This window comes from Heyndrickxia coagulans DSM 1 = ATCC 7050 (assembly GCF_000290615.1).
Classification (GTDB): Bacteria; Bacillota; Bacilli; order Bacillales; family Bacillaceae_C; genus Weizmannia; species Weizmannia coagulans.
The window spans coordinates 1-25348 of the sequence record NZ_ALAS01000155.1 but is presented as its reverse complement, the minus strand read 5'-3'; the positions used below and the strand labels follow the sequence as shown (position 1 = coordinate 25348).

At 47.0% G+C, this 25348-nt stretch carries 19 protein-coding genes, 2 pseudogenes and 1 riboswitch; of the genes and pseudogenes, 5 read left to right on the top strand and 16 right to left on the bottom strand.

The window, feature by feature from the left end; translation table 11 throughout:
• The 12 genes and pseudogenes from IC21_RS17750 to IC21_RS08220 all read right to left on the bottom strand — a co-directional run.
• Positions 1-88: pseudogene (locus IC21_RS17750) on the bottom strand (transposase); the annotation flags it as partial.
• 186 nt (positions 89-274) lie between these two features.
• Positions 275-790 (bottom strand): histidine phosphatase family protein, encoded by a 516-nt coding sequence (locus IC21_RS08270; protein WP_029143169.1) that lies wholly within the window; start codon positions 788-790, stop codon positions 275-277.
• A gap of 1008 nt (positions 791-1798) precedes the next feature.
• Entirely contained in the window at positions 1799-2245 is a 447-nt protein-coding gene (locus tag IC21_RS08265) for a threonine/serine exporter family protein (protein WP_029142452.1), read from the bottom strand.
• Positions 2246-2303: 58 nt separating this feature from the next.
• Positions 2304-3053: a threonine/serine exporter family protein gene (locus IC21_RS08260; RefSeq protein ID WP_029142453.1), complete on the bottom strand. Its 750-nt coding sequence runs from the start codon at positions 3051-3053 to the stop codon at positions 2304-2306.
• Positions 3054-3186: 133 nt separating this feature from the next.
• Positions 3187-4260, bottom strand: a complete 1074-nt coding sequence (locus IC21_RS08255) for a branched-chain amino acid aminotransferase (RefSeq protein ID WP_029142454.1) — start codon at positions 4258-4260, stop codon at positions 3187-3189.
• A gap of 308 nt (positions 4261-4568) precedes the next feature.
• Positions 4569-6371 (bottom strand): carbon starvation CstA family protein, encoded by a 1803-nt coding sequence (locus IC21_RS08250; protein ID WP_029142455.1) that lies wholly within the window; start codon positions 6369-6371, stop codon positions 4569-4571.
• 453 nt (positions 6372-6824) lie between these two features.
• Complete coding sequence (locus IC21_RS08245; RefSeq protein ID WP_013860819.1) at positions 6825-7667, bottom strand: MetQ/NlpA family ABC transporter substrate-binding protein; 843 nt, start codon at positions 7665-7667, stop codon at positions 6825-6827.
• 59 nt (positions 7668-7726) lie between these two features.
• A complete protein-coding gene (locus IC21_RS08240; RefSeq protein WP_017552056.1) occupies positions 7727-8389 on the bottom strand; it encodes a methionine ABC transporter permease in 663 nt (220 codons plus the stop codon).
• Positions 8379-9419 (bottom strand): methionine ABC transporter ATP-binding protein, encoded by a 1041-nt coding sequence (locus IC21_RS08235; protein ID WP_019721649.1) that lies wholly within the window; start codon positions 9417-9419, stop codon positions 8379-8381. The genes IC21_RS08240 and IC21_RS08235 overlap by 11 nt, the downstream gene beginning before the upstream one ends.
• 72 nt (positions 9420-9491) lie before the next feature.
• Positions 9492-9600, bottom strand: a riboswitch (SAM riboswitch).
• 81 nt (positions 9601-9681) lie between these two features.
• Positions 9682-10461, bottom strand: coding sequence for an ABC transporter ATP-binding protein (locus IC21_RS08230; protein ID WP_029142456.1), 780 nt, complete (start codon positions 10459-10461; stop codon positions 9682-9684).
• Positions 10462-10523: 62 nt separating this feature from the next.
• On the bottom strand, positions 10524-11096 hold the full coding sequence (locus tag IC21_RS08225; protein ID WP_029142457.1) for a hypothetical protein: 573 nt from the start codon (positions 11094-11096) through the stop codon (positions 10524-10526).
• Between the two features lie 11 nt (positions 11097-11107).
• Complete coding sequence (locus tag IC21_RS08220) at positions 11108-12286, bottom strand: ParM/StbA family protein (RefSeq protein ID WP_017553483.1); 1179 nt, start codon at positions 12284-12286, stop codon at positions 11108-11110.
• A 418-nt stretch (positions 12287-12704) separates the two neighbouring features.
• Here IC21_RS08220 and IC21_RS08215 point away from each other — a divergent pair, with 418 nt between their 5' ends.
• The 3 genes from IC21_RS08215 (at position 12705) to pepT (ending at position 16351) form a co-directional block, all read left to right on the top strand.
• Positions 12705-14054 (top strand): MATE family efflux transporter, encoded by a 1350-nt coding sequence (locus IC21_RS08215; protein WP_017552051.1) that lies wholly within the window; start codon positions 12705-12707, stop codon positions 14052-14054.
• Positions 14055-14261: 207 nt separating this feature from the next.
• The gene (locus IC21_RS08205) at positions 14262-15056 is read left to right on the top strand and encodes a glycosyltransferase family 8 protein (RefSeq protein ID WP_029142459.1); all 795 of its coding nucleotides are present in this window, start codon (positions 14262-14264) and stop codon (positions 15054-15056) included.
• A 62-nt stretch (positions 15057-15118) separates the two neighbouring features.
• Positions 15119-16351 (top strand): peptidase T, encoded by a 1233-nt coding sequence (gene pepT / locus IC21_RS08200; RefSeq protein WP_026104792.1) that lies wholly within the window; start codon positions 15119-15121, stop codon positions 16349-16351.
• Between the two features lie 258 nt (positions 16352-16609).
• Here pepT and IC21_RS08195 read toward each other — a convergent pair whose 3' ends face one another.
• Complete coding sequence (locus IC21_RS08195; protein ID WP_029142460.1) at positions 16610-16861, bottom strand: DUF4944 domain-containing protein; 252 nt, start codon at positions 16859-16861, stop codon at positions 16610-16612.
• Positions 16862-17191: 330 nt separating this feature from the next.
• The gene (locus tag IC21_RS08190) at positions 17192-18694 is read right to left on the bottom strand and encodes a DHA2 family efflux MFS transporter permease subunit (protein WP_029142461.1); all 1503 of its coding nucleotides are present in this window, start codon (positions 18692-18694) and stop codon (positions 17192-17194) included.
• Between the two features lie 849 nt (positions 18695-19543).
• Between IC21_RS08190 and uraA the strand changes: the two genes are divergently transcribed.
• Positions 19544-20824 carry a uracil permease gene (gene uraA / locus IC21_RS08180; RefSeq protein WP_017553492.1) on the top strand — a complete coding sequence of 427 codons (1281 nt, stop codon included), beginning with the start codon at positions 19544-19546 and terminating at the stop codon, positions 20822-20824.
• Between the two features lie 211 nt (positions 20825-21035).
• Here the strand turns inward: uraA and poxB are convergent, their stop codons facing one another.
• Positions 21036-22760 (bottom strand): ubiquinone-dependent pyruvate dehydrogenase, encoded by a 1725-nt coding sequence (gene poxB, locus IC21_RS08175; protein ID WP_029142462.1) that lies wholly within the window; start codon positions 22758-22760, stop codon positions 21036-21038.
• 572 nt (positions 22761-23332) lie between these two features.
• Complete coding sequence (locus tag IC21_RS08170; RefSeq protein ID WP_029142463.1) at positions 23333-24556, bottom strand: IS110 family RNA-guided transposase; 1224 nt, start codon at positions 24554-24556, stop codon at positions 23333-23335.
• Between the two features lie 352 nt (positions 24557-24908).
• Between IC21_RS08170 and IC21_RS08165 the strand changes: the two are divergent.
• Positions 24909-25348, top strand: a pseudogene (locus tag IC21_RS08165) (IS1380 family transposase); the annotation flags it as partial.

Sequence of the window (25348 nt, the reverse complement as noted above, 5' to 3'; positions counted from 1 at the left end):
TACGAACTTCTTGGTTAAGCCGCTCGAGGGAATTAGTACTCCGTATGTGCATACGGATATTCTCAGGAAAGTTCATGTATTGGATAGTATGTTTATTGCAAAATTAAAGTGCAGAGATGTGCAAAATTTCTATGCAAATGGTTATGCAGAGGGGCTTTACATGGAGGGGTAGCCATGATAACCTGTTTGGGTTTGCCAAATCTGTTACAGCTGGCCGCTTGGCAAAAGAATCATGGCTGCAGAGGCTCCATGTCAAGCCCTTAATAGCGAGAATTCAGATTGAATTTTTATGCGGTATAAAAGAATTTATATACTGCAATACTCTGCACTTTTTTCTTGCAAAAAACATATCAAAGTGATGAAGTAAGAGTGACATAATGTTTCCGTGGGTAACGATCACGGTACTCTCATGTTCACTTTCCAATGAATCTATAACTACATTTACAATTCGATCCATGGCTTCTTTACTGGATTCACCCCCGGAATACTTTAGATCTAAATTGTCAAATGTTGCATGAAGTTTATCCAACCAATCAGACATTGGCATTGAGGATAGGAGGCATTCTGATAGACGATTATCTATTTGAATTTCCAAATTTAACCTGTTTGCAAGCGGCTGAATGGTTTGGATTGCCCGTAAAAACGGACTTGATATGATGTGATCCACTTTTTTATTATAAAAAAAATCAGATAATTTTTCTGCTTGTTCCAGTCCTTTTACCGTTAATGGCGCGTCTTCCGATTGGCCTTCCGCTTCACAATGCCTGATGATGTAAATGTTTTTGTTCAAGTTTATACTCATTCCTTTCGCTTTACCCAAGGTACAAAACGCAATGAAATAAATGTTGCCTTGAGCGTCATTTTTATTATTCTAAAGTCAGAGGGGTAACAGTTAACTAAAAATCACGTCGAGGTGATGAAGTGACCGTGTTTATATGTGTAGATTGCCTTTCCAAGCACAAATAAGTGTGGCAGCGGACACGCAGACTTATCTTTGTATAAACATTACTCATTTATCGCTGGGCAATCAGTCAATGCTGTCTATCCCTATAATTCCGTGAAAAGAGTTTCCCTATGGCTTTAAAGATTGTTTATCCAATCTGTTGCGGAATTGATGTCCTTGTTGCCTGTATTGCTTCACCATCGGCAAGGGGGTTACTACTTACAAACACCATCGCTTTTCTACCTATACCAAATGCAAATTTTTTAAAAAATCCAGGAAAAAGCTTGCACTCGAAAGTTGATTCAACGAATAGAGAAGGGTGAATCAATTCTCCTATATATTGAGGCAAAGTTTGCTGATAAAGTCAAAACTGGTTTCGTTTAGCAAGCCCTAATTATAGAAGCCGAATACAGCTTTATCAATATACAAAATGTGTCAGTTCCTCTGCTACTATTTAAAATGCACTTTTGTTTTTCGCGTCAAAATCATTACGATCAGGATATGTTTTTTGCAAGAAAAAAGTGCAGAGTATTGCAGTATATAAATTCGTTTATACCGCATAAAAATTCAATCTGAATTCTCGCTATTAAGGGCTTGACATGGAGCCTCTGCAGCCATGATTCTTTTGCCAAGCGGCCAGCTGTAACAGATTTGGCAAACCCAAACAGGTTATCATGGCTACCCCTCCATGTAAAGCCCCTCTGCATAACCATTTGCATAGAAATTTTGCACATCTCTGCACTTTAATTTTGCAATAAACAAGGATAGACTGCTTCTGGCAACACGTAAAGAAATAGGAATGTTTAGTTCGACTTATATAGTACAGCCGGGCTCTCAAGCAAACCCGGCTTAAGGCTACTTCATTCTTTTTGGCCGTTTATCCGGCAGTTTTTTGATAAACTGGTTCGTCACTTCAGAAGCCACCAGGCCGATCGCAATTGCAACAGAGAGAAGCAGCACTTTTGCGGCAAGCGATACGGCGCCGTTATAATCGTTTTGGACGAAGTGCCGCATGGCTTCATAGGCAAGGCCGCCCGGTACAAGCGGAATAATCCCGCCGACCGTAAAAATCAAGATCGGCGTCTTATAAAAACGGGCAAACACCTGGCTGATTATCCCGACGAAAAAAGCAGCAATAAACGTGCCATACACGACGTTCTGCTCATACAAGTAAAATAGAAAATAAATGCCCCAGCCGATCATGCCGGTAATCCCACACTGGATCAACAATTTTCTCGGTGCATTGAAAAGAATGCCAAATCCCGCCGAAGAAAAAAAACTGGTTAATAACTGCTGGAACAACTTCCGTCACCCTTTTGAAAAACTGTAATCATGGAGATGTGTAAAAGCGCAGGCATCTTTAAAAAATCGTAAGGATAATCGCGATGCCGGCACCGATGGCAAATGAGGTTAAAAAAGCTTCTGCGCCTTTTGTGACACCGGAAAAAAGATGCCCCGCCATCAGGTCGCGCAATGCGTTGGTAATCGCCAGCCCCGGAACAAGCGGCATGACAGAACCGATAATGATTTTATCCAGTTCCCGGCCGATGCCTGCATGGACAAGGATGTAAGCCGTGATCCCGATCACAAGCGAAGCGACAAATTCAGCAAAGAAACGCACCTTTACGAACCGGTGGATGGAATGCGTGCTGAGAAAGCCAAGGCCGCCTGCAATACACGCAGGCAGAAAATCAATCCAGCCGCCTAAAAAAATGATGACAAAACAGCCACTTGAAATCGCCGCAGCCACAAATTGCAGCGAGAGAGGGTAAGCTTCCTCTTCCGTTTCAATTTTTTTCAACTGTCCATACGCTTCCTCGAGGGTGATGCCCCGGTTGCTGATTTGCCGCGAGATGCTGTTGACCTGGTCGACTTTTCTCAAATCCGTTGAACGTTCGGAGATGCGGATCAACTTTGTCAGTTCCGCCCCGTCCAGTGAAAAAATAATAGCTGTTGGGGTGACAAAGCTGTGCGATCCATTGATTCCTGCCGCTGCAGCAATTCTTGACATCGTATCTTCCACACGGTACGTTTCCGCGCCGCTCATCAGCATGATTTTTCCGGCTAATAAGCAAACCCTCATGACCTGCTGGGCTTCATTCTGATACATGCTCATTTCTCCCTATCGATTCACCTGCAATTATTTAACCACAGTTTGCCGGCCATTAAAATAGCCGGCTCCATTTTTCAGGGCCGGCTTTTTATTGAAAAACTGGCTAAACGCGCCGTCTTCAATGTCAAAATTATTTAATTTCGACGGTCCAATTGAGCGGATCTTCCGTTTTTCCGAGCTGGATGCCGGTTAAAGCATCATAAAGCCGGTTTGCAACCGAATCCGGCGTTTCAGTATTTGGAAGCTTCATCGCAATATCCTTCCAGCCGAGTTCGCCAACAGGGGAAATCACAGCTGCCGTTCCTGTGCCGAACACTTCTTCCAGATGCCCTTTTTTATAAGCGTCATAAATTTCATCAATGGAAATTTTCGTTTCCTTTACAGGGACATTCCAGTACTTCAGCAGCGCGATAACGGAGTCTCTTGTGACACCGCCGAGAATGCTGCCGTTCAGTTTCGGAGTGACGACTTCTCCGTTGATTTTAAAGAAGATGTTCATGCTGCCGACTTCTTCAATATATTTTCTTTCCACACCGTCCAGCCAGAGCACCTGGTCGTAGCCCGACTCCTCTGCTTTTTCCTGTGCTTTCAAACTTGCTGCATAATTGCCGCCTGTTTTTGTAAAGCCGACGCCGCCCGGGACAGCCCGGACATATTCGTCTTCCACATAAATGCGGACAGGTTTCAGCTGGTCGCCGTAATACGAACCAACAGGAGAAAGGATAATCATGAATTTATATTCGTGTGCCGGGTGTACGCCAAGGCTAGGCTCCGTTGCAATAATGAACGGGCGGATGTAAAGCGATGTCCCTTCCCCGTCCGGAATCCAGTCCTTTTCAAGCTCAACAAGCTGCTTAATGGCATCAAGCACAATGGTCTCGTCTATTTGCGGGATGCTTAACCTCGCGCAAGACACATTCATCCGGGCAACATTTTTTTCAGGCCTGAACAACAGAACCCTGCCGTCCTTTGCGCGATAGGCTTTTAATCCTTCGAATACAGACTGGCTGTAATGGAATACCATTGCTGCCGGATCCAATACAAGCGGTGCGTACGGTGTTATTCGTGGTTGGTGCCAGCCTTCTTCGTCATTATAGTCCATGACAAACATATAGTCCGTGAAATGTTTGCCAAAACCCAATGATTCAACAGCCGGTTTTTCCTTTTTCACATCTGCTTTCACTAATTCGATAACCTGATTCAAACCGATAGCATCCCTTTCTAATACGTGAAATTATTATTTTCGATCTATTATAACAACTTTACGGAGAAAAGACCAGAGGCTTTATGAAATTTTTAAAATTTTTTGAGTGAAGCGCTTTCCGAACCAATAGCAGATACAACTTTAGACTCCCCCTGTAAAACAGGCTGCATACATGATAAAAGCGGCGGGGCCACGGTAAATCGTGTCCCGCCGCTTTTATCTGATATCCCCCCCCAAGAATGCCTGTGCATTAAACCAGCTGGTGCATGCAAAGTTTTTCCTTTAAAGCGGATTCGGCAAGTTTTGCATCAAGCCTTCCTTGCCGATGCCTCCAAATCCGGCAGGGCAGGCGTTCTCAGCAGGCTGTACCAGTTCTTGAAAGCGGATATCATAATGACGAGCCCGAGAATGAGCATAATGATCGACAAAATGCCGTTCAGTACATTGTAGCCCGGCGCGGCATGGTTCAGGTAAACATTTTTCACCATCCAATAGCCGGCATAGTTCACCGTAACATACAAATACGCAAGCGGAATCAGGCAAGTGAACATATACCGTTTTTTATCGGCAATTTTCAAAATGACGGTTGCCCCGACAATCAGCCCGATCGAGGCCATCAGCTGGTTCGATACGCCGAACAGCGCCCAGACTGAACCGATATCGCCGGAGTAAAGCAAATAGCCCCACATGAAGCAGGCCGCGGCGCTTGTGAGAATGGATCCCGGCAGCCAGTCGGTCTTTTTGAGCGGTTTATACAATTCCCCTAAAAAGTCTTGCAGCAGGTAGCGCGCGACCCGTGTCCCCGAATCGATCGCCGTCAGGATAAACACGGCTTCAAACAAAATGACAAATTGATAGAAATAGGGTGCAAGATTGCTAAACCAGTGGATTTTTGTAAAAATATACGTCATGCCGACTGCAAGCGTTACCGCACCCCCGGTTCTGCCGGCCAGGTCCATCCCGATTTCACTGCTTAAATGCGGAAGATTGACAACATGCATGCCGAGCGTCTTAAAGACTTCCGGCGTGGAGTTGATGGCAAAGTAATCGGCGGGCTGCAGGGCGGTCGCAGCGACAAGCGCCATCACGCCGACAAGCGATTCGACAAGCATGGCGCCAAATGCAACCGGCTTGATATCCGTCCATTTATCGAGCATTTTCGGCGTTGTGCCGGAGCCGATAAAGGCATGGAAACCGGAAATCGCACCGCAGGCAATCGTGATCGAAATAAACGGCCAGACCGGTCCTGTCATCGTCGGGCCGCCGCCGTGGATAAATTGCGACAGCGCCGGCATATGAATCGGCGGATTAATGATAAATATACCAATAATGAGGGCAATAAATACGCCGATTTTCATAAAGCTGCTCAAATAATCACGCGGCGCCAACAGCAGCCATACCGGCAGGGCCGCGGCAAAAAATGCATAAGCCGGAAGAATAATGGCCAATGTTTTCGGATCAAACGTAAGCCATTCGCCAATTACCGTATGGCGGATCCACGGACCGGCAAAAACGCCCGCTACGATCAGGAGGAAACCGATCGTTGTGGTCAGCTTCAAATTGCCGGTTTTTTTGTAAAACAAGCCAACGCCCATTGCAACCGGGATCGTGATCCCCACGGAAAAGGTGCCCCATGGGTTACTTTGCAGGGCATTTACGACAACCATGGAAAGGCCGGCCATCGTAATCACAATAATAAACAGCATGGCAAGGCCTGTACAGAACCCGGCAACCGGCCCCATTTCCTCTTTCGCCACTTCAGAAAGCGATTTCCCTTTCCGGCGCATGGAGGCAAAGAGCACGACAGCATCGTGTACGGCCCCGCCGATAACAGCGCCGATCAAGAGCCATAAGAGGCCCGGCAAATAGCCGAACTGCGCTGCCAAAATGGGTCCGACAAGCGGGCCTGCAGCCGCAATCGCCGCAAAATGGTGGCCGAACGTCACCCATTTATTGGTCGGCACATAATCTTTCCCGTCGTTAAACTCATGTGCCGGCGTCGGCGTATCATTGTTCAGCTTTAACACCTTTACGGCCATAAACGTACCATATAAACGATAAGCAATCATTAAGATACAGATGGAGCCGATTACAATTGTAATCGCATTCATTTGGGGAAAGCCTCCTTTTTTGTCATTCTCAACGCTTATATTTTATAAGTTATGCACGCTGTAAAAGCGGTTTTCCGGCAAAATGCAAATATCCAAGGATAAGAGGGCGAATCTAGAATAATATTCCACTTGGCTCGCCTGCCTTATAGGTAAATATATTCTGATAAGATTTGAAAGTCAATAACTTTTGCAACTTCTATAACTTATTTTCAGCAGTTAGCAATCCCCCCTTTGTTTTTCCACCCGTCCGTATTGAAAACCCTTTCTTCCATTATAGATGACTTCCCCGGTTTTAGGAAAGTAAAAAAAGCAACGGTCCAAAACCCAAAATCAATTAAAAAACGGCGGGATACCGGTCTAACCGTATCCTGCCGTTCTTTCTGCCATGGGGCGGATAAACCGCCTGTCTGAAAGCCCGCTGTTTTTAGGGGGCTGCTGTGAAACTTTTTGCCGTCATTGTGTTTGCTTATAGTCTTTTAAATACGATACCGGTTTATTGACCGGGACGGCTGCGCCTTTATAATGCTTTTTGATAAAGTCGGAGACTTCTTTTGAATGATAAATGTTTACAATTTCTTTCAGCGTTTTGTCATTCTTGTCTTTTGTCCGGGCTGCGATAATATTGATATACGCTTTGTTGCCCGCATCTTCACGGAAGATGGAGTCATTCGTCGGGTTTAAGCCAGCATTAATGGCCATATCGCAATTGATCACAGCGAGTGCCGAATCATCCAGGCCGCGCGGTGTTTGGGCGGCATCCACGGCAGTAATTTTCAAATGTTTCGGGTTTGAAGCGACATTTTCAAGCCCGCCTTTGCCTGTGAAACCTTTTTTCGTCGTAATCAAGCCGGCTTTTTGCAGCAAAAGCAAAGCCCTTCCGAGGTTCGTCGGGTCTTTCGGAATCACAACCTGGTCGCCGTCTTTTACTTCGCTGATCTTTTTATACCTTTTCGAGTAGATCCCCATCGGCCAGATATTCGTTGTGCCGATCGCCGATAGCTTCAGATTGCGTTGTTTTATAAAGTCATCGAAATAAACAACCGTCTGGAATGCGTTAATATCAATTTCCCCGTCGCTTAATGCGAGGTTCGGCTGAACATAGTCGTCAAAGCGGACAATCTTGATATTGATATTTTTCTTTTTCGCAAGTTTCTGGATTAAATTCCATGTCGGCACTTCAGAAGTGGTTGTCCCGACTTTGATTGTCTTTGTGCTTGTGCTGCCCGAATTGTTTTTGGCCCCGCATCCTGCCAAAACCAGGATCAGCCCCAATAATAGAATCGCAAATTTTTTCATCGCTCTAAGTCCCCCTGCATTTCATTTTTTATAAAAAGGTGTAACCCTTTTTTCCAATATTATTTTCTCCGGATTTTTTTGGAAAGAAAGTTGCCCAATGTCTGGACAAGCTGGGTGAAAATAACCAGCGTGATAACGGTAACGATCATGACGCCTGTCTGAAACTGGTTGTAGCCGTACGTGATCGCCAAATCCCCGATCCCACCGGCACCGACCGCGCCCGCCATCGCGGAAGCCCCGATCAGCCCGATGGTGGCAATCGTTAAATTGAGCACCATGGACGCCTTTGCCTCCGGAAGCAAAAACCGCCAAATAATCTGCCAGTTCGTCGCCCCCATTGACTGCGCAAGTTCGATTGTCCCTTTGTCGACTTCAAGCAGTGAACTTTCAATGAGCCGCCCGATGTAAAAAGCAGTGTACAAAACGAGCGGCACAATCGCTGCCGTTGTTCCGATCGCTGTCCCGACAACCCAGCGCGTAAACGGAATGATCGCGACAACGAGAATAATAAACGGGATCGACCGGAAAATATTGATAATCACATTTAAAATATTAAAAATCCATTTGTTTTCCCAAATGCCGTTTTCCCGGGTAATAACGAGGATCACGCCGACCGGAACGCCGATGATGATGGAAATGATTAATGATACAGCCACCATATACAGCGTCTGGCCCATTGCCGTGAAAAATTGCGGCCAAAACCATGACCAATCAAATGCCATTTTTCTCCACCTCCCGAATGATGGCTTCGTGATCGTTAATGTACTGAATGGCCCGCTTCATTTCTTCCGGGTCGCCTTTCAATTCGACAAGCAGGTTGCCGAAAGGAATGCCCTGAAGTTCGGTGATCATGCCATGAAGCACATTCAGGTCGATTGAAAAATGTTTTGCCGTATTGGATAACAGCGGCATATTGGTGGAAGCTCCTTTAAACAGGATCCGGTAAATGCCGTGCGGATTGTCTTTGCTGCTTTCATCGATCAGTTTTTGCACCGACGGCGGAATCGAATCATTCAGCACGGTTTTCACAAAGCTTCTTGCAATTTGCGTTTTCGGTTCTGTGAAAAGGTCGAGCACCGGGCCCTGCTCTACAATTTTTCCGCCGTCCAGTACCGCCACTTTATCACAAATGTCACGAATGACGTTCATTTCATGGGTGATCATCAGGATCGTGATGCCCAGCTCATCCCGGACTTTCCGCAAGAGGTCGAGCACGGCTTCGGTCGTATTCGGGTCAAGGGCCGATGTTGCCTCGTCACAAAGCAGGATGTCGGGATCCGTCGCCAGGGCCCTTGCAATCCCGACCCTTTGTTTCTGGCCGCCTGACAACTGGCCAGGATAGTGGTGCATTCTGTCTTCCAGCCCGACAAAAGACAATAACTCTGCGACTTTTGCCTTAATCTCTTCCTTCGGCCGGTGTTCCAGCACAAGCGGCATGGCCACATTTTGAAAAATCGTCTTAGACTGGAGCAGATTGAACTGCTGGAAAATCATGCCGATTTTTTTCCGCTCTTTGCGCAGCTCTTTCGGCGGCAGGCGCACAAGGTCGACCCCGTTAACGAGCACTTTCCCGGAAGTCGGCCGTTCGAGCAGATTTACGCACCGGATCAGCGTGCTTTTCCCGGCGCCGCTGTAGCCGACCACCCCGAAAATTTCCCCTTTTTCAACACGCAGATTGATGCCTTTTAACGCTTCAACCTTTTTGTCCTTCCCTTTGCCGTATACTTTATGAATATCTTCTAATACCAGCATGTTGAAATCTCCTTCTGTTCCTTTTAGCAAAAAAAAACCCGCTTTCATTCGAAAGAGGTTTGCCGGTCAAGTGACTTATCTCTCAGAATGAACCATTCTGCAGGAATTAGCACCTTTCAAAAAAAGATTTGAAGGTTGCTGGACGTCATCGGGCCTGTCCCTCAGTCTCTCTGGATAAGTTATTCATTTGTTATATTTAAATATTAGTGGACGGCTCGGGATTTGTCAATTCATTATTTTATATTTTTTTGTTTTCCAATCATCAGACAACTTGAAACAAAGCCCGGTTTCCGCGCCACTCCACCTGAATTTCATGCTCAAAAAAGCGGGAAAGCACTTGTTTTTCAATCATCTCGGACGTGCGGCCCTGCCGGAAAACTTCCCCGTTCCTGATCAGCAATGTCTTTTGGAAAGCGGGGGAAATTTCTTCCGGATGGTGCGTCACATATACAAGCGCCGGGCCGTTCTCATCTTTTGCCAGCTCTTCCACACTTTCCAGCAAAATTTCCCGGGCAAATAAATCCAGCCCGTTGCAAGGCTCGTCCAAAATTAAGATGCGCGGTTCCGCCATTAACGCGCGCGCGATTAAAAGCTTCTGCCGCTCTCCTTGCGAACAATGTCCATAAGCACGGCCATAAAGGGCGGCACAATGCAATTGTTCCATCAAGCGCAAGGCTTTTTCTTCGTCTTCTGCATCCACCGCTTCATACAGCCCGATCGATGCATATTTGCCGCTGATGACCACATCGCGTGCAAGCTGGGTGCGCGGTATCCTTTCCTGGACGGAGGAGCTGACCCAGCCGATTGATTTCCGCAGTTCCGGCAGGCTTGTTTTTCCGAACGCTTTGCCGAGCACCTTGATGCTGCCCTTTGTCGGCCAGATATACCCGTTGATCATATTGAGCAAAGTGGTTTTGCCGGAACCGTTTAAGCCGAGGACAGCCCAGTGCTCCCCTTTTTTGACCGTCCAGTGAATGTCCGAGAGCAGTTTTTTGCCGTCGCGCACCAGGCTCACACCAGCAACTTCGATTATATTTTCCATCTGTTCCATCCCCTTACATTTCGTACAAGTTTTCAGGCGCACAGGGGTTCACCCTGCGCCCTTCATTTATTCATGCTGGCGAGAAAATCCCCGAGCAGGTCTTCCGCATCTTCTTCTTTTTCCGGCGCTTCCGCTTCAGGGGGTGCCGGTTCGGCGGCGGCAGTTCTCCAGTCGAACGCATCAAGATCATCCGAACCGGGCGGCTCACCACCGGATTGAACCGGTTCCGGGTCTGCTTCTCCACTGGTTTGCGGCAATTCGTCTTCCTGTAAAAAAAGCGTATCATCCATAGAAACAGGTTGTTTCGAGAGGGCAGCAAAAAGCGAAGTCGCCCGGAGCGGATCCTGAATCAGCTCGTAAACAATGCTGCCGAGCATTGCTTCCGAATGTTCATGCTTCAGCCAGTCATGCTGCACTTTTGTCAGTTTGCGCGGCAGCGGAATTGTAATCGTTTCTTTGTCTTTTACGAGCGACTGGTTCACGCCCTGTATCACATACCCGGCTATTTTGGCGGAGAAGTTCCGTTTCTCTTTTTCTTTTAACTTTGACAGCTCTTTTAAAATATGATCGGGCGTATCCTGGGGGATCCGGAACGCAATCGTCTGGCCCCGCTTCATCCCGCTTTGATTTTCCATATTTTTTCACCTTATTTGGATTCGACCGGTTTCTTTCCTTTGTCTTCCGGTTTATTGTTTTTCCTCACATAATCCGAAATTAATTTGTAGTAAGCATTGGCCATCATCCAGATGCTCTCTTTTTCATCTTCAAAGAAATCGATATTGTAGCCATCAAGGCTGTTGTTCAGCGTTTTTAAGTAATCTTTCAGGACAACAGAGCCGCCGCCGACAAAATAGCAAATCTCTGTTTGCGAGTTTTTCTGCCAAACGTTCCGGAGCAGACGGTATTGTTTCTTCGCAAGGTCAAACAGGATGCGGTCTGTAATGTCGTGCACGCTTGTCCGGCTGCCTTTCACCATAATATGGTTGCGGTCATGTTTTTTCGTGATAATATCGACCACATCGCGGCGGCTGTCCAGTTCGACCCCGTATTTGACGCGGATTTCTTCACGGATCTGTTCAAGCGCTTCTGATACGCCGAGATTAAAGCCCTGCGCCCGGTCATCATCGACTGTCCTGTTTTTGATCACGGCGATATCCGTTGAGAGGCCGCCGATATCCTGGATCAAAATGCGTTTGTCAATCAAATCGCGGTTAATGATGTTTAAATCGTTATCCATGACGAGATTGATAAAAGCGGCAAAGCCTTCCGGATACACTTTGATTTCGTCAAATTTCAGGTTGACTTTCAATCCCTGGTATTTCGGCGTGACAAGAAATTCCACCTGGTGGACGGATCCAAGCAACTGCGACCGGTAGCCCGCATCTTTCCCCTCTTTTACTTCGCGGAGCGGCAGGCCTGTCCCAAGTGTGTAATTGGCATCAATCACATTCTGGTTGCGGGTAAAAACTTTGGCGTTTTCTTCCCTTACTGCGTCAAGCGCAAGGCTTGTAAAAAGCAGGACGAGGGTCTGGTCCTCTTCCGATTTGCTACTCCCAGGGTCCAGTTCGGTTGCATTATCACTTTTGGTTGCGAGCTCCCCGACACGGTAAATCACGTTATTTTCCTTTAAAGCAGGGGAGTGGACTTTTACATGGATGCCTTCAAGCGGATCTTTGCTGTCCAGTTCCTCAATGCCGATTACCGGCCGGTCTTCTATATCCCGCGCGATGACGTTCGGGATATTGAGCTCATACTCCATTTTTCCAAAAATGCCTTTTAAAGAATCATTGCCTACATCGACTGCGGCAATCCGCGTCTTTCCCATTCATTTTTCCTCCCTGTATCGCTTTCTTTGGCTTACTCTAAGAATATCTGAGTCTATAAAAATAATCAATACTCTGAACTTTTTTAACGAAAATGTAAACTTGTTTGCGGCTTGTAAACTTTTGAAAAATGTTGTCATAAAGCCATGTTTACAGCTTTGCAAACAAGTTTGCATTTTTGTATACAAGTGTTTGCGCTTGTGTAAACATGTAAACAGATTTGAAAACATGCAAACAAATACGCAAACACGACCAATATCCGCCCTCCATAAAAAATTCACGGGTTTTTCCAAAATTCCAATTGACAGTACGGCAATAAAGGCTACAATGTTTCATAGTATTGAAGAATGAACATCCACCAGGCCTGGCAACAAAACCGGTATAAAAGGCTGGGGGTATCATATAAAAGGGGGGAAATTGTTGACAACACAACAGCAATATTACAAAGACCAGACCCTGTTTCAGATTTCTTGGCCGCTCTTTATTGAGCTTTCTTTGCATATGGGGATCGGGATCATCGCAACCCTTATGCTCGGTCACTACGCCGATGATGCGGCTGCCGGGGTGGGCGTGGCCAACCAGCTGTTGAATATGTTTATTCTCATTTTTAATGTCACATCCGTCGGCGCAATTATCCTGATCGGGCAGAATCTTGGCGCCGGGAAAATGAAAGAGGCGCGCCAGGTCGCCCATTCCGCTTTCGGGCTGAATTTTTGGTTCGGCCTTGCCGTCGGGCTTTTTGTTTTTCTGTTTGGGCAACTGCTCCTCGGGTTTTTCGACATTCACGGAAGGGTTTATCAATACGCGCTGACATTTGTCAAAATTTGCGGGGCTTCCCTGTTTCTCGAGTCCATCTCCCTTGCTTTAAGCGCAGTGCTGAGGAGCCACGGTTATACAAAAGAGTCGATGCTTGTCACCGTTATAATGGATTTAATCAGCATCTTCGGGAACATTTTGGCCATTACGGGCATTTTCGGGCTCCCGGTTACAGGCGTCATCGGGGTATCGTGGGCCATTGTGGTTGCCCGCGTTTTTGCGGTATCGGCGCTTCTTTTCCTTGTCTACCGCAGGCTCGCGTTGAAAATGGGCATCCGTGATATCATTTCTATAAAGAAAGAAGATATCCGTGCATTGCTTGAGATCGGAATTCCCTCGGCCGGCGAAAATTTTTCCTACCAGTTTTCCCAGCTGGTGATTACCGGGTTTATCGCCGTACTCGGGGAAGCATCCCTGGCTGCGCGCGTTTATTTAAATAATATTTCGATGATCTGTTATCTGTTTACCCTTGCCATTGCATCCGGCACCCAGCTGCTTGTCGCCCGGTATGTCGGTGCGAAAACGTATGAACGCGCCCTGAAGCGCGGGATGAAAACTTTAAAGATTGCAATGATGGCTTCTTTTTTTACTTCGCTTGTGATTGCGCTCATCGGCTCGCCTGTTTTGCACGTGTTTACGAAAAGCGAAGACATTCTCGCCGTCAGCATCCCGATTCTTTGGGCCATTGTTTTTACAGAACCGGGGCGGGCCATGAATATCGTGCTGATGAGTTCCCTGAAATCAGCAGGCGATGTCCGCTTCCCGGTCATGATTGGCATTTTTTCCATGTGGGTATTTGCAGCCGGTTTAAGCTATGTCCTTGGGGTGCATTTCGGGCTTGGGCTGCTCGGCATTTGGATTGCCCAGGGCATTGACGAATGGTTCCGGGGCATCTTTGCCACCCGGCGCTGGCTTTCAAAGCCTTGGGAAAGACTGTCGCTTCTCAGAGCCTGACCATTTTAATGGCAGGCTTTTTTTCTGTGGAAACGCCGGAGGGTGCACGGTTTCTACAGGCATCATGCACCGTTTCCCTGCAAGCGGGCAGCCAGGATTGTACGGTGAAAAAAGGCTCATCTTTCCGGAACCCAAAAAGTTTGTTTGCGGAAAAGGAAACCTGTATCATGGAAGTAGTTGAAACTACAGCCAAAAGGTGGAAAAGCCATGAATATCCTTGTTACGTTAAATGAAAATTACCTCCCTCCCCTGAAAGTGTTAATAAACTCTCTTATCCAAAACAATCCCGAAGAAGAGTTTTCGATCTACCTGCTGCATTCCACCATTTCTGAAGAAAAACTTTCCGGGCTGCATCACTATATTGAAGAGAAAGGGCACCATTTTTTCCCGGTGCGGATTCCGCCGGATCTGTTTAAAGATGCGCCGATCCTCAGGCATTACACTTCAGAAATGTACTACCGGCTTACTGCCCACTTGTTTTTGCCGGAGCATCTTGACAGGATTCTTTATCTCGATCCCGATATCGTCTGTATCAACCCCGCCGCCGCATTTTATTACTCAGATTTTGAAGGGCATTTTTTTATTGCATCCGAACATGAGCACTCGGCAAAAAAGGCCCGCCTGATCAATAAACTGCGCCTACGGACCCCGAATGCAAAAGGGTATTTTAACACCGGCGTCCTCCTTATGAATTTGGAATTGATCCGGCAACATGTGAAAGTGGAGGAAATCTTTCAATTCATTGAGGAAAATAAACTGAAGCTGCTCCTGCCCGACCAGGACGTATTCAATGCCCTGTTCTGGAACAAAATAAAACCTGCCGAAAGCTACCGGTATAACTATGACGCCCGTTTTTTTGAACGTGCCGCATTTATTAAAAAACAGGACATAGAGTGGATTAAAAAGCACACCGTATTTATCCATTATTGCGGAAAAGACAAACCATGGCATCCCAACTACAAATATGCGCTCGGAACGTTTTACCAAAAATATTGCGAATAAATACAAGCTTTTGGGCCGGGTTTGGTAAAATATAGACATACCGAAAATGAGGAGTGAAGATAATGAAAGAAGCGTTAATGAAAAGATTTACTACATACGTTAAGGTCGACACACAGTCTAACGAAGAGAGTGTCCATTGCCCTTCCACAGACGGGCAATGGACACTCCTTCGCATGCTTCGCGATGAGCTGGAATCGATCGGCATGGAGGAAGTCCATCTGGATGAAAACGGCTATCTTTTTGCCACTTTGCCTGGCAATACAGATAAAGAAGTCCCGGTCATCGGATTTTTGGCACATGTCGACACGGCGACAGATTTTACGGGAAAAAACGTCAACCCGCAGATTATCGAAAACTATGACGGGAAGGCCATCGTTTTGAACAAAGAGCAAGGGGTTGTCCTATCTCCGGATGAATACCCGAACTTAAAAAATTATATCGGCCAGACTTTGATTACAACGGACGGCACGACGCTGCTCGGCGCCGATGACAAAGCCGGCGTGGCGGAGATTATGACGGCCATGGACTATTTGCTGAAGCACCCTGAAATCAAACACGGCAAAATTAGGGTCGCCTTTACCCCGGATGAAGAGATCGGCAGAGGGCCGCATAAATTTGATGTGAAAACGTTCGGTGCCGATTTTGCCTATACGATGGATGGCGGCCCGCTCGGTGAACTCGAATATGAAACGTTTAACGCCGCTTCCGCTAAAATTACAGTCCGCGGCAATAATATCCACCCTGGGAGCGCAAAGGGGAAAATGGTCCATTCGGCAAAAATTGCGATGGAACTGCACAACCTCCTGCCCGAGGATGAAGTGCCGGAACGGACGGAAGGTTATGAAGGATTTTATCATCTCCTGTCCATCCACGGAGATGTCGAGCAAACAAAACTGTACTACATTATCCGCGACCATGACCGCGAAAAATTCGAGGCAAAAAAGGCAAACCTCCAGTCGATTGTCAACCGCTTAAAAGAAAAATACGGCGAAGATAACATTACACTGGAATTGGCTGACCAATATTACAACATGAAAGAAAAAATTGAACCGGTAAAGGAAATTGTCGATATTGCGCATGACGCCATGAAGAGCCTTGGCATTGAGCCGGTCATCTCTCCTGTCCGCGGCGGCACGGACGGGTCACAGCTGTCTTACATGGGGCTGCCGACGCCAAACATTTTTGCCGGCGGGGAAAACATGCACGGCAAATACGAATACGTTTCAGTGGAAACAATGGAAAAAGCCGTCCAGGTCATTGTCGAAATTGCAAAACGGTTTGAAGCAAGAGCGTAAACAACTGCCTGCCGGGATTAAACAACAGCCCGGGCATGAAAAAACCGCTGGGAATCTTTCTTCTCCCGGCGGTTTTTTTAGTTAAAACAGCGGAAATGCCGCCCTGTTTTTTATGGCCAAAACGATCAATCAGCGCTTTTTTGCAGCACAATCTTATCCGTATGTTCTTTTCCATCCACACTCCAAACCACTTGAATGGAAATATGGCTTTTTTCGGAAGGGCGTTCTTCCATGTCAATAAAGGAATAATTTCCGTGTTTATTTTTTTTCATTGGCAACGGTGACCTGGCTCGCACGGTCCCGGCTGTAAACCACTTTTTTAACCGTTATCCGGCCGGCCTCTTCTTTGCTGCCCTTCCAATACAAAATGCCTTCGTATTCTTTATGGGGCTCTGAAGCCGACATCTTTGCATACCAATCCTGATCGGCACTGCTGCCTGCCCAGTCCGGATAATTGCGCGCAAACGCTTTGTTTTCCATATATTTTGATATATTGACATATGCAACCATCACGATGATACAACCCACAATGGCAAGGACAAAAATCTTCTTTCTGTTTATACAGACACCCCCCCGAAAAAAATTAAACCGTGCATTATAAAAAGCCGCCCCGAACCCCTGGCATTATTGCGTTTAAGAAGAACCACCAACCGGAAAGGAGGGCATCTTTGCAGTAAATCATATCATCTGTGCCGCAAAACTCAAAGCCTTTTTCAACCGTTTCGTCCATGAAGATGAAATAATGCAAAAAGGCGTGGAGACACTGGTTATAACTATGTCTCTCCGCCTTTTTAACAGGTTTTGCATTTAAGTATTTTTCATTTCAGTATCCGGCATTTCTTATGATTCCGTTACAGGTTTTACCTGCCGGGCTGTTTTTTCCGGAAGGCTGTCGCGCGGGATGGTTTTCCGGATAAAGAAAGCAAGGATAAAAGCAATTACGGCCAGATAGGTGGCGACCATAAAGGCATCATTGATCCCCATCACCGTTCCCTGCCTTGCAGCAAGCGCCGCATGAATTTTATCCGCAGGGGAAATTTGTCCAGAGACCATAATTTCCTTCGTATGCGCAATCCCTTTATTCGTCATGACCGAGACAAAAAAGGCCGTCCCGACAGCGCCTGCCACCATCCTGAAGGTGTTCACCATCGCAGTGCCGTATTTATTCATGGCCAGCGGCAGGTCATTCAACCCGGCCGTAAAGATCGGCATCATCAAAATAGAAATCCCGAAACTGCGGATCGTATAAATGGTGACTACATAAGTAAAAGATGTATCCAATTTCAGGCGGGTCAATGCAAAAGTGGTCACAATGGTAATGGCAATCCCGATTAAAGCAAGCCATTTTGCACCGTAACGGTCAAACAGCCGCCCTGTAATCGGCGACATAATCCCCATGATGATGCCGCCCGGCAAAAGCATCAGCCCGGACATAAGCGGCGAGAAACCGCGCACGTTTTGCATATAAATCGGCATTAAAATCATGCCCGAAAACAATGCCATCGTCACAATAATATTAATCGCCATTGTTAGCGTAAACACCGGATAACGGAAAATGCGGAATTCCAAAATCGGATGGTCTATGACCCACTGGCGCCAGACAAACAAGCCGAAAGCAATCACCCCGACTGCCAGCGTCGTCATTACTTCCACACTGTCCCAGCCTTTCGTGCCGCCGGTTGAAAATCCGTATAAAATACCGCCGAAACCGAGCGAAGACAAAATGACACCGATTTTATCGAGTTTCGGCCGGCTCGTTTCCGTCACATTTTTTACAAAAACAAAAGCGAAAATCAAGTCAATGATTGCGATCGGCAAAATGATGAAAAACAGCGTCCGCCACGAATGGTTTTCCACAATCCACCCGGAAAGCGTCGGGCCGATTGCCGGTGCAAAGTTCATTGCGACGCCGAAAATCCCCATCGCAAAACCGCGCCGGTCAGGCGGAAACAGCACGAAAATAACGTTAGTCATCAGCGGAAAAATAATCCCCGCGCCGGCCGCCTGGACCACCCGGCCAATGAGCAGCACAGAAAACCCGGGTGCGACTGCACAAATCAGCGTCCCGGCCGCAAACAGCCCAATCGAGAACAAAAACAGCTGCCTTGTTGTAAAGCGGCTCATAAGGTACGCCGTGACCGGAATGACAATCCCATTTGTGAGCATGTAGATCGTAGAAAGCCAGTTTGCCGTAGAAGCAGAAATGTGTAAATGATTCATAATTTGCGGGAGGGCAACATTAATCAGCGTCTGGTTTAAAAATGCCACCAGTGCGCCGGCCATCATCACCGCAAAAAAAGGGACAATCCTGATAGAACTATTTTTTACATTCATTGTTTCCATTCCAATCCCCCATTCATGATTTTAGTGTAAACGTTGTATACCGGAATTATGCCGGAAATGCAGATGGTTTTTCGTTTGGCAGAAGTTTTGAGGAAAACTCCCGCCACTCGAGCGGGAGAAAGAAAGCGTTTCGATTATTTAGAGAGGGTAAACTTTCGGTACTCTAATTATTTTATTCATTTTAAGCCGGAAGTCAAGAGAAAAGATCACTTAATCAGGGGAAATACAATGGGCAGGGACTATATTATTATTTTGCAAATGAACTGTCCAAGGATAAAATTCTAAAGTTTTCTAAATCCCTGTTTGGATGGGAACAGCCGATGCTTCCTGAGGATCTTTCTTTTTACAAATCGGAGAATCCATGGCTGCTGAGCATTGCACATGAACAAATTGCCTATATATTGACCGATGACCAGTATGAAATTGATCGGTTGAGAAAATAAAAGGCCTTCGCATCAGTTTCGAGGAGGACGGGAAGTAAAACATCTGCCTTTTAAAAGGCGGTGTTATTGCAAGAAAGGTTAACTTGAGAATTTGCATGATGGCTCCATTTTTCACCAGGCCCATAAAAAGGCCGGGGCGATGGCGATAAACTTGCCATATCCCGCGGCCCAAAAGCCGGGAATTGCAAAATAGGAATTGACAAACCCGGCCGGAACTGCCATAATAGCAGGGACAAAAGATGATGAATGCCTTTAAAACAGTCCCGTGAGGCTGGCAAGGTTCCGGATAAATGTGCACTTCCATGCACCTTGCTTTCATTCGGGCAAGGTGCTTTCTTTTTACCAAAAGGGCACTTCCTGGAAAACCCCTGCCTCGCATTTTACCAATCCATTGAGGGGGAGAAATATGGAACAGCATGAAATTCAAGTCAACCAAAAACTGCCATTTCTCAAAAGCCTGCCGCTAAGTTTTCAGCATTTGTTTGCCATGTTCGGTTCGACCGTTCTCGTTCCTGTCCTGTTTAAAGTCGATCCTGCGACCATTTTATTCATGAACGGGATCGGGACGCTGCTTTATATCCTGATAACAAAAGGAAAAATCCCGGCTTATCTCGGGTCCAGCTTTGCTTTCATCTCGCCGGTATTTGCCGTTCTTGCAAAACATGCGGGCCTTACCGGATACAGTTACGCATTGGGCGGATTCCTTGCAGTCGGCATTATTCTTGTCATCATTGCGCTTATCGTTAAAATTGCCGGCACGGGCTGGATTGAGGTTGTCTTTCCGCCTGCTGCAATGGGCGCGATCGTAGCCGTTATCGGGCTCCAGCTTGTCCCGACCGCGGCCCAGATGGCAGGCCTTGTCCAGTCGGGTGCTTCCGTGAAACACTGGAGCCCGGACCCGCAGACCATCACGGTTTCCTTATTAACACTTGCCATTACAGTAGTCTGCTGGGTCACCCTGCGCGGCTTTCTTAAAATCATTCCGATCTTAATCGGGATCATTTGCGGCTACTTGATTTCCCTGGCATTCGGGATTGTCGACCTCAAACCCGTCCAGGAGGCAGCCTGGATTTCATTGCCAACGTACTATCCAATCAAACTGAACTGGTCCGACATCATGATGATTGCGCCGGCAGCGCTCGTCATCATTCCGGAACATATCGGCCACTTAATCGTTACAGGCAATATTGTCAAAAAAGATTTAACCAAGGATCCCGGGCTTGACCGGTCTTTGCTCGGAAACGGAATTTCCACAATTATATCCAGTTTTGTCGGTGCCACGCCAAATACGACGTACGGCGAAAATATCGGTGTGCTCGCAATTACGCGTGTCTACTCAACATGGGTGATCGGCGGCGCTGCGGTCCTCGCCATTATCCTTTCCTTCTGCGGAAAATTGGCGGCGCTCATTTCATCGATTCCGCAGCCGGTTATGGGCGGCATCTCTCTACTCTTGTTCGGCGTCATTGCGGCAAGCGGCCTGCGGATGCTGGTCGAACAAAAAGTGGATTACGGAAAATCACAAAATTTGATTCTGACCTGCCTTGTGCTCGCTGTCGGCTTAAGCGGCGCAACGATCAATATCGGCACCGCCTCATTAAGCGGGATGGGGCTTGCAACAGTTGTCGCCATTATCGCAAGCCTGTTCTTTAAACTGCTGAATTTGCTCCATTTGGAAAACGAATAACTAAAAAGGGGCGCACCAAAAGCCTGAAACTGGCAGATGGGGCGCCCCTTCTGTAATATTGGGCGGTGCGCGGAAACCTGCATACCATTTGCCGGGCCCGCTTTTCCGGCAGCTTTTCGGCGGCCACAAGCACCATTCAAAAATACGAAAAAACCCTTATTTATAAGAAAAAGCCCGGTTTCCCATGACGGATACCGGGCTTTTTCTTTGATTATCGGATCAAGTTCGTTTTAGCCAAATCAATTAATTCATTGGCACGGCCGTTTAATACGGCTTTCAGCATCCACAGCGTAAAGCCGTGTGCTTGTTCATACGTAATTTTAGGCGGCAGGGACAATTCCTGGCGGTTTACGGCAACATCAATCACGGCCGGGCCGTCATGTTCAAATGATTCACGGAGTGCCCCTTCCAGATCAGCCGGGTCTTCCACACGGATCCCCTTCATGCCCATCGCTTCGGCAATGGCTGCATAGTTCGGGCTGTCAAGGCCTGTTCCGGTTTCCGGATAGCCGGCTGCTTTCATTTCCAGTTCAACAAAGCTTAATGCCGTGTTGTTAAAGACAACGACTTTAACTGGCAGTTTATGTTGGCGGAGCGTTAACATGTCACCCATCAGCATGGACAGGCCGCCGTCCCCGCTGAGTGAAATAATTTGTTTGCCAGGTTGTGCAACAGCCGCGCCGATCGCTTGTGGAAGCGCATTGGCCATCGTACCGTGGTTGAATGAACCGAGCAGGCGCCGTTTTCCGTTCATTTGCACGTAACGCGCCGCCCACAATGTCGGTGTACCGACATCGCAAGTGAAGATGGCATCTTCATCCGCCAAATCACTGACCAGTTTTGTCAAATATTGCGGGTGGATCGGTTTGCGTCCCGGTTTGCCAACAGCCAATTTATCAAGATCTTCTCTTACTTTTTGATAAGCTTTGACATGTTTTTCAAGATGCTTGCTGTTGTCTTTTTCCTGAATCATTGGCAGTAAAGCTTCAACCGTATCTTTTACATCCCCGACAACGCCGAGTGTCAGCGGTGTCCGGCGTCCCAGATGTTCGGAACGGATGTCGACCTGCAACACTTTTGCGTTTTTCGGATAGAATTGGCGGTACGGGAAGTCTGTGCCGAGCATCAGCAGCGTATCGCATTCCATCATGGCGTCATAGCCGGAAGAATACCCGATCAAACCTGTCAGCCCGGCAAAGTAAGGATTATCGTATTCCAAAAATTCTTTGCCGCGCAGCGCGACAACCATTGGCGATTTCAGTTTATTGCACAGTTCCATAATTTCGTCATGGGCACCCTGGCAACCCGCACCGCAAAGCAGCGTCACTTTTTTCCCTTCGTTTAAGTAAGAAGCAAGCTGTGTTAAATCTTCTTCCGACGGTTTCACGACCGGTTTGGCAACGTGGACCGGCACTTGCGGCACTGCTACGTTGTCATCCAGGCCTGCAACATCGCCAGGCAAAACAAGAACGGAAACGCCTTGGTTTGCGACCGCCTGTTGCATCGCCATATTTACCATTAAAGGCATTTGTTCCGGGCGTTGTACTGTTTCAATAAAATGCGCACAGTCTTTGAAAATCAATTCAGGCCGTGTTTGTTGGAAATATTCGCTTCCGATTTCACTGCTCGGAATATGGGCGGCAATTGCCAATACCGGCACACGCGACCGGTTGCAGTCATACAGCCCGTTAATGAGGTGCAAGTTTCCAGGGCCGCTGCTGCCTGCGCAAACCGCAATGCTGTTATTTAAGGTAGCCTCTGCGCCGGCTGCAAAAGCGGCCACTTCTTCATGGCGCACGCCGACCCATTCAATCCGCCCTGAGCGCCGGATGGAGTCGAGCACTGCATTTAAAGAGTCCCCGACGATCCCATAAATTCTTTTTACACCTGCATTTAATAATGAATCAATCAGCAAATCCGCTATCGTTTTTGCCATTTGTCAATCCCCTTCTTTTCCATTTATTTTTCGTTAATATCCCCTAAATGCCGACTTTTAATCTCCTAATTCCTTTATTCGCATTGCGGCAAACCTGGCCAATGATCCCTTCTTTCTTCGCTGTTCTTGCACCTTTCGGCATTTGGTATACAAACTGTTATAGTAAAAAATGAATCTGTACTATATTTGTTCATAAAAAGTTCACATTTATATATTAAACCTATATATGTGATGAGAACAAGGTTTTTGCATGAAAAAAATTATAAAATGCTTGTTTTGCACAAAACTGTATTAGTCCATATGTAAAAGATATTAATACACATTTTTAAAGCGGTTGCATTTTTGCCCGCTGCCGCAAAATAGACAAACCCTTTCACATACAATTTGCGTTATGATGGTATTGATGGATGATGAAAGTCCTACGGTGTGATGTCAAGGGTTAAAAACAAGTGAATTGGAAATTTTGTTGGCTCTATGTCGTAAAAATGGCAATACTGAACTAAGCCTCCAGATAATTGGAATAATCTGGAAGTTTTCAAGTTCAGGCTATCGATGATGGTTACCTGGTTACCTCATCGCGTCACCTTCTTTTTCGGCGCATAAATTTGATCGTTGCGGAGCAGCGCATCGATCAGGCGCACCAGTTTTCTTGCCGTTAAGACGAGGGCGCGTTTGTGTGAGTGCTTATGCACCTCACGATATTTCTTTTGGTAAAAGGCGCGGTACTCAGGTTCGTGTCGCCGGACCAGATTGGCAGCCTCAACCAGGTAATACCGGAGATAACGATTGCCTGTACGCGCAAGCATTTTGTCATCAGCCTCAAAATCACCCGATTGGTGGCGGGGCCAGAACAATCCAGCAAATTTTGCGATCGCGGCTTGGTCGTCAAAGCGCTCAATGTCGCCGATTTCAGCGAGAATCCCAGCACAGCTCACCGGGCCTATTCCCGGAATGGTCTGGAGGGTATTCGGGATTCCATCAAGAACGCGGGCAATCGCCTTATCCAAATCCTTGATTTGGCGTTTAAGATGCCGGATGATCTCAATGGAACTGCCCAGGACCAAGTCAATCGAATCCTCCACACATTTAGAAAGCCGGTAAGAGGACCGGGCAGCTTTTTGGATGGATGCGGCCAAATCCTCGGGGTCGCTAAAGCGGCCATGGCCTTTGGTCTGGAGATACATCGCTAAGTCCTCCAGAGGCATTTGGGCAATTTCATCGAGGCTATAGGCCTCAAGCAAAAATTCCGTTATGGCATGGCCAAAGACCGGTGTATCCACTTCAAGGTTAAAGGCACTGAATTTGAAAAACAGATGATTCAAAAATACCTGTTGTTCCCGGGTTAAACTTTGAATCAGGTGATAGCGCATCCGTGTTAACCGTTGAAAGGCAAGGTATTGTTCTGACTGAATCACGGATTTCGGCAATCTCCCGAAACGCAAGCGGTCCGCAATTACCCAGGCATCTTTGGGATCGGTCTTGTCCATCTCGGCATAAGCCTTTTTGAAATTTCTCACCAGCTTCGGATTCAGGGTAAACACCTTTGTACGACGCTGTTTCAGCTCGGGATCTTCATGGAAAAACATTGCCGGGTGCCAACTATACACAGATGTGGCCTCCATGGCGATCTGGATGGTGTCATCCGCCTCCGCATGTTGGAGGATGGCGTCTCTTAACTCAGAGGCACCGGGAAGATTGTTTGTCACCGTTTGGGTGGCCAACGTTTCCCCCATTCCATCCATCAGGCAGGCATCGAGGTTTTTGGAGCTCACGTCAATACCGACAAATAAGGGTATATGATTTCCTCCTCTCTGTATTGGGATCGATGGAATCGGACGCTTCGGGATATCCCCAGATGGCTTGCCGATCTGTCAGCCTCGCGTATGAGAACTCATCCGGGCCGTGGGCTGCCTGGAACTGCTCATTTCCAGCACGGAGATCCGGAGGAACGGCCTACGGGTTAGACGTTCAAGCAAGAACCTGGGGATGCAGACTTTTCGAGTAGTCAGGCTACAAGGAGGGGAAGCATTGACCCAAACGATCCTAAGACCATTATCCGGGAACATCGCGAAGCGTCCAAGTCCGAACTTGTATTCCGGGCGAGCCCGGAATACAAAATCTTATATTCACTTGTCAATGAGCAGCAGAATGAACTGGAAATTGACATCCACTTTGGATTTAAACTTATTATACGAGGAAGGGGTAGAAAGAACCTATAAAGGCTGTGACGGTTATGCCCCTATGTTCGCTTACATGGGACAGGAAGGTTACTGCCTGCATGTTGAGATGCGAAAGGGAAGTGTCCACTGCCAAAAAGGTACACCAAATTTCATCCAAGAAACCATTCAATCTGCCCGGAAACTAACAGATCAGCCATTGCTTTTCAGGCTTGATTCCGGAAATGACAGCCGGGATAATCTCATTATTCTCCTAGAAAACCATGCAAGCTTTATTATCAAACGCAATCCCCGTAAAGAAAAAGCTGAGGACTGGCTGTGCATTGCCCGAAAATATGGGATCTGTTGTGAAGAACGGGAAGGAAAGAAGGTTTACCTTGGATCCATCCCCGAAACCATTCAAATTAAGGA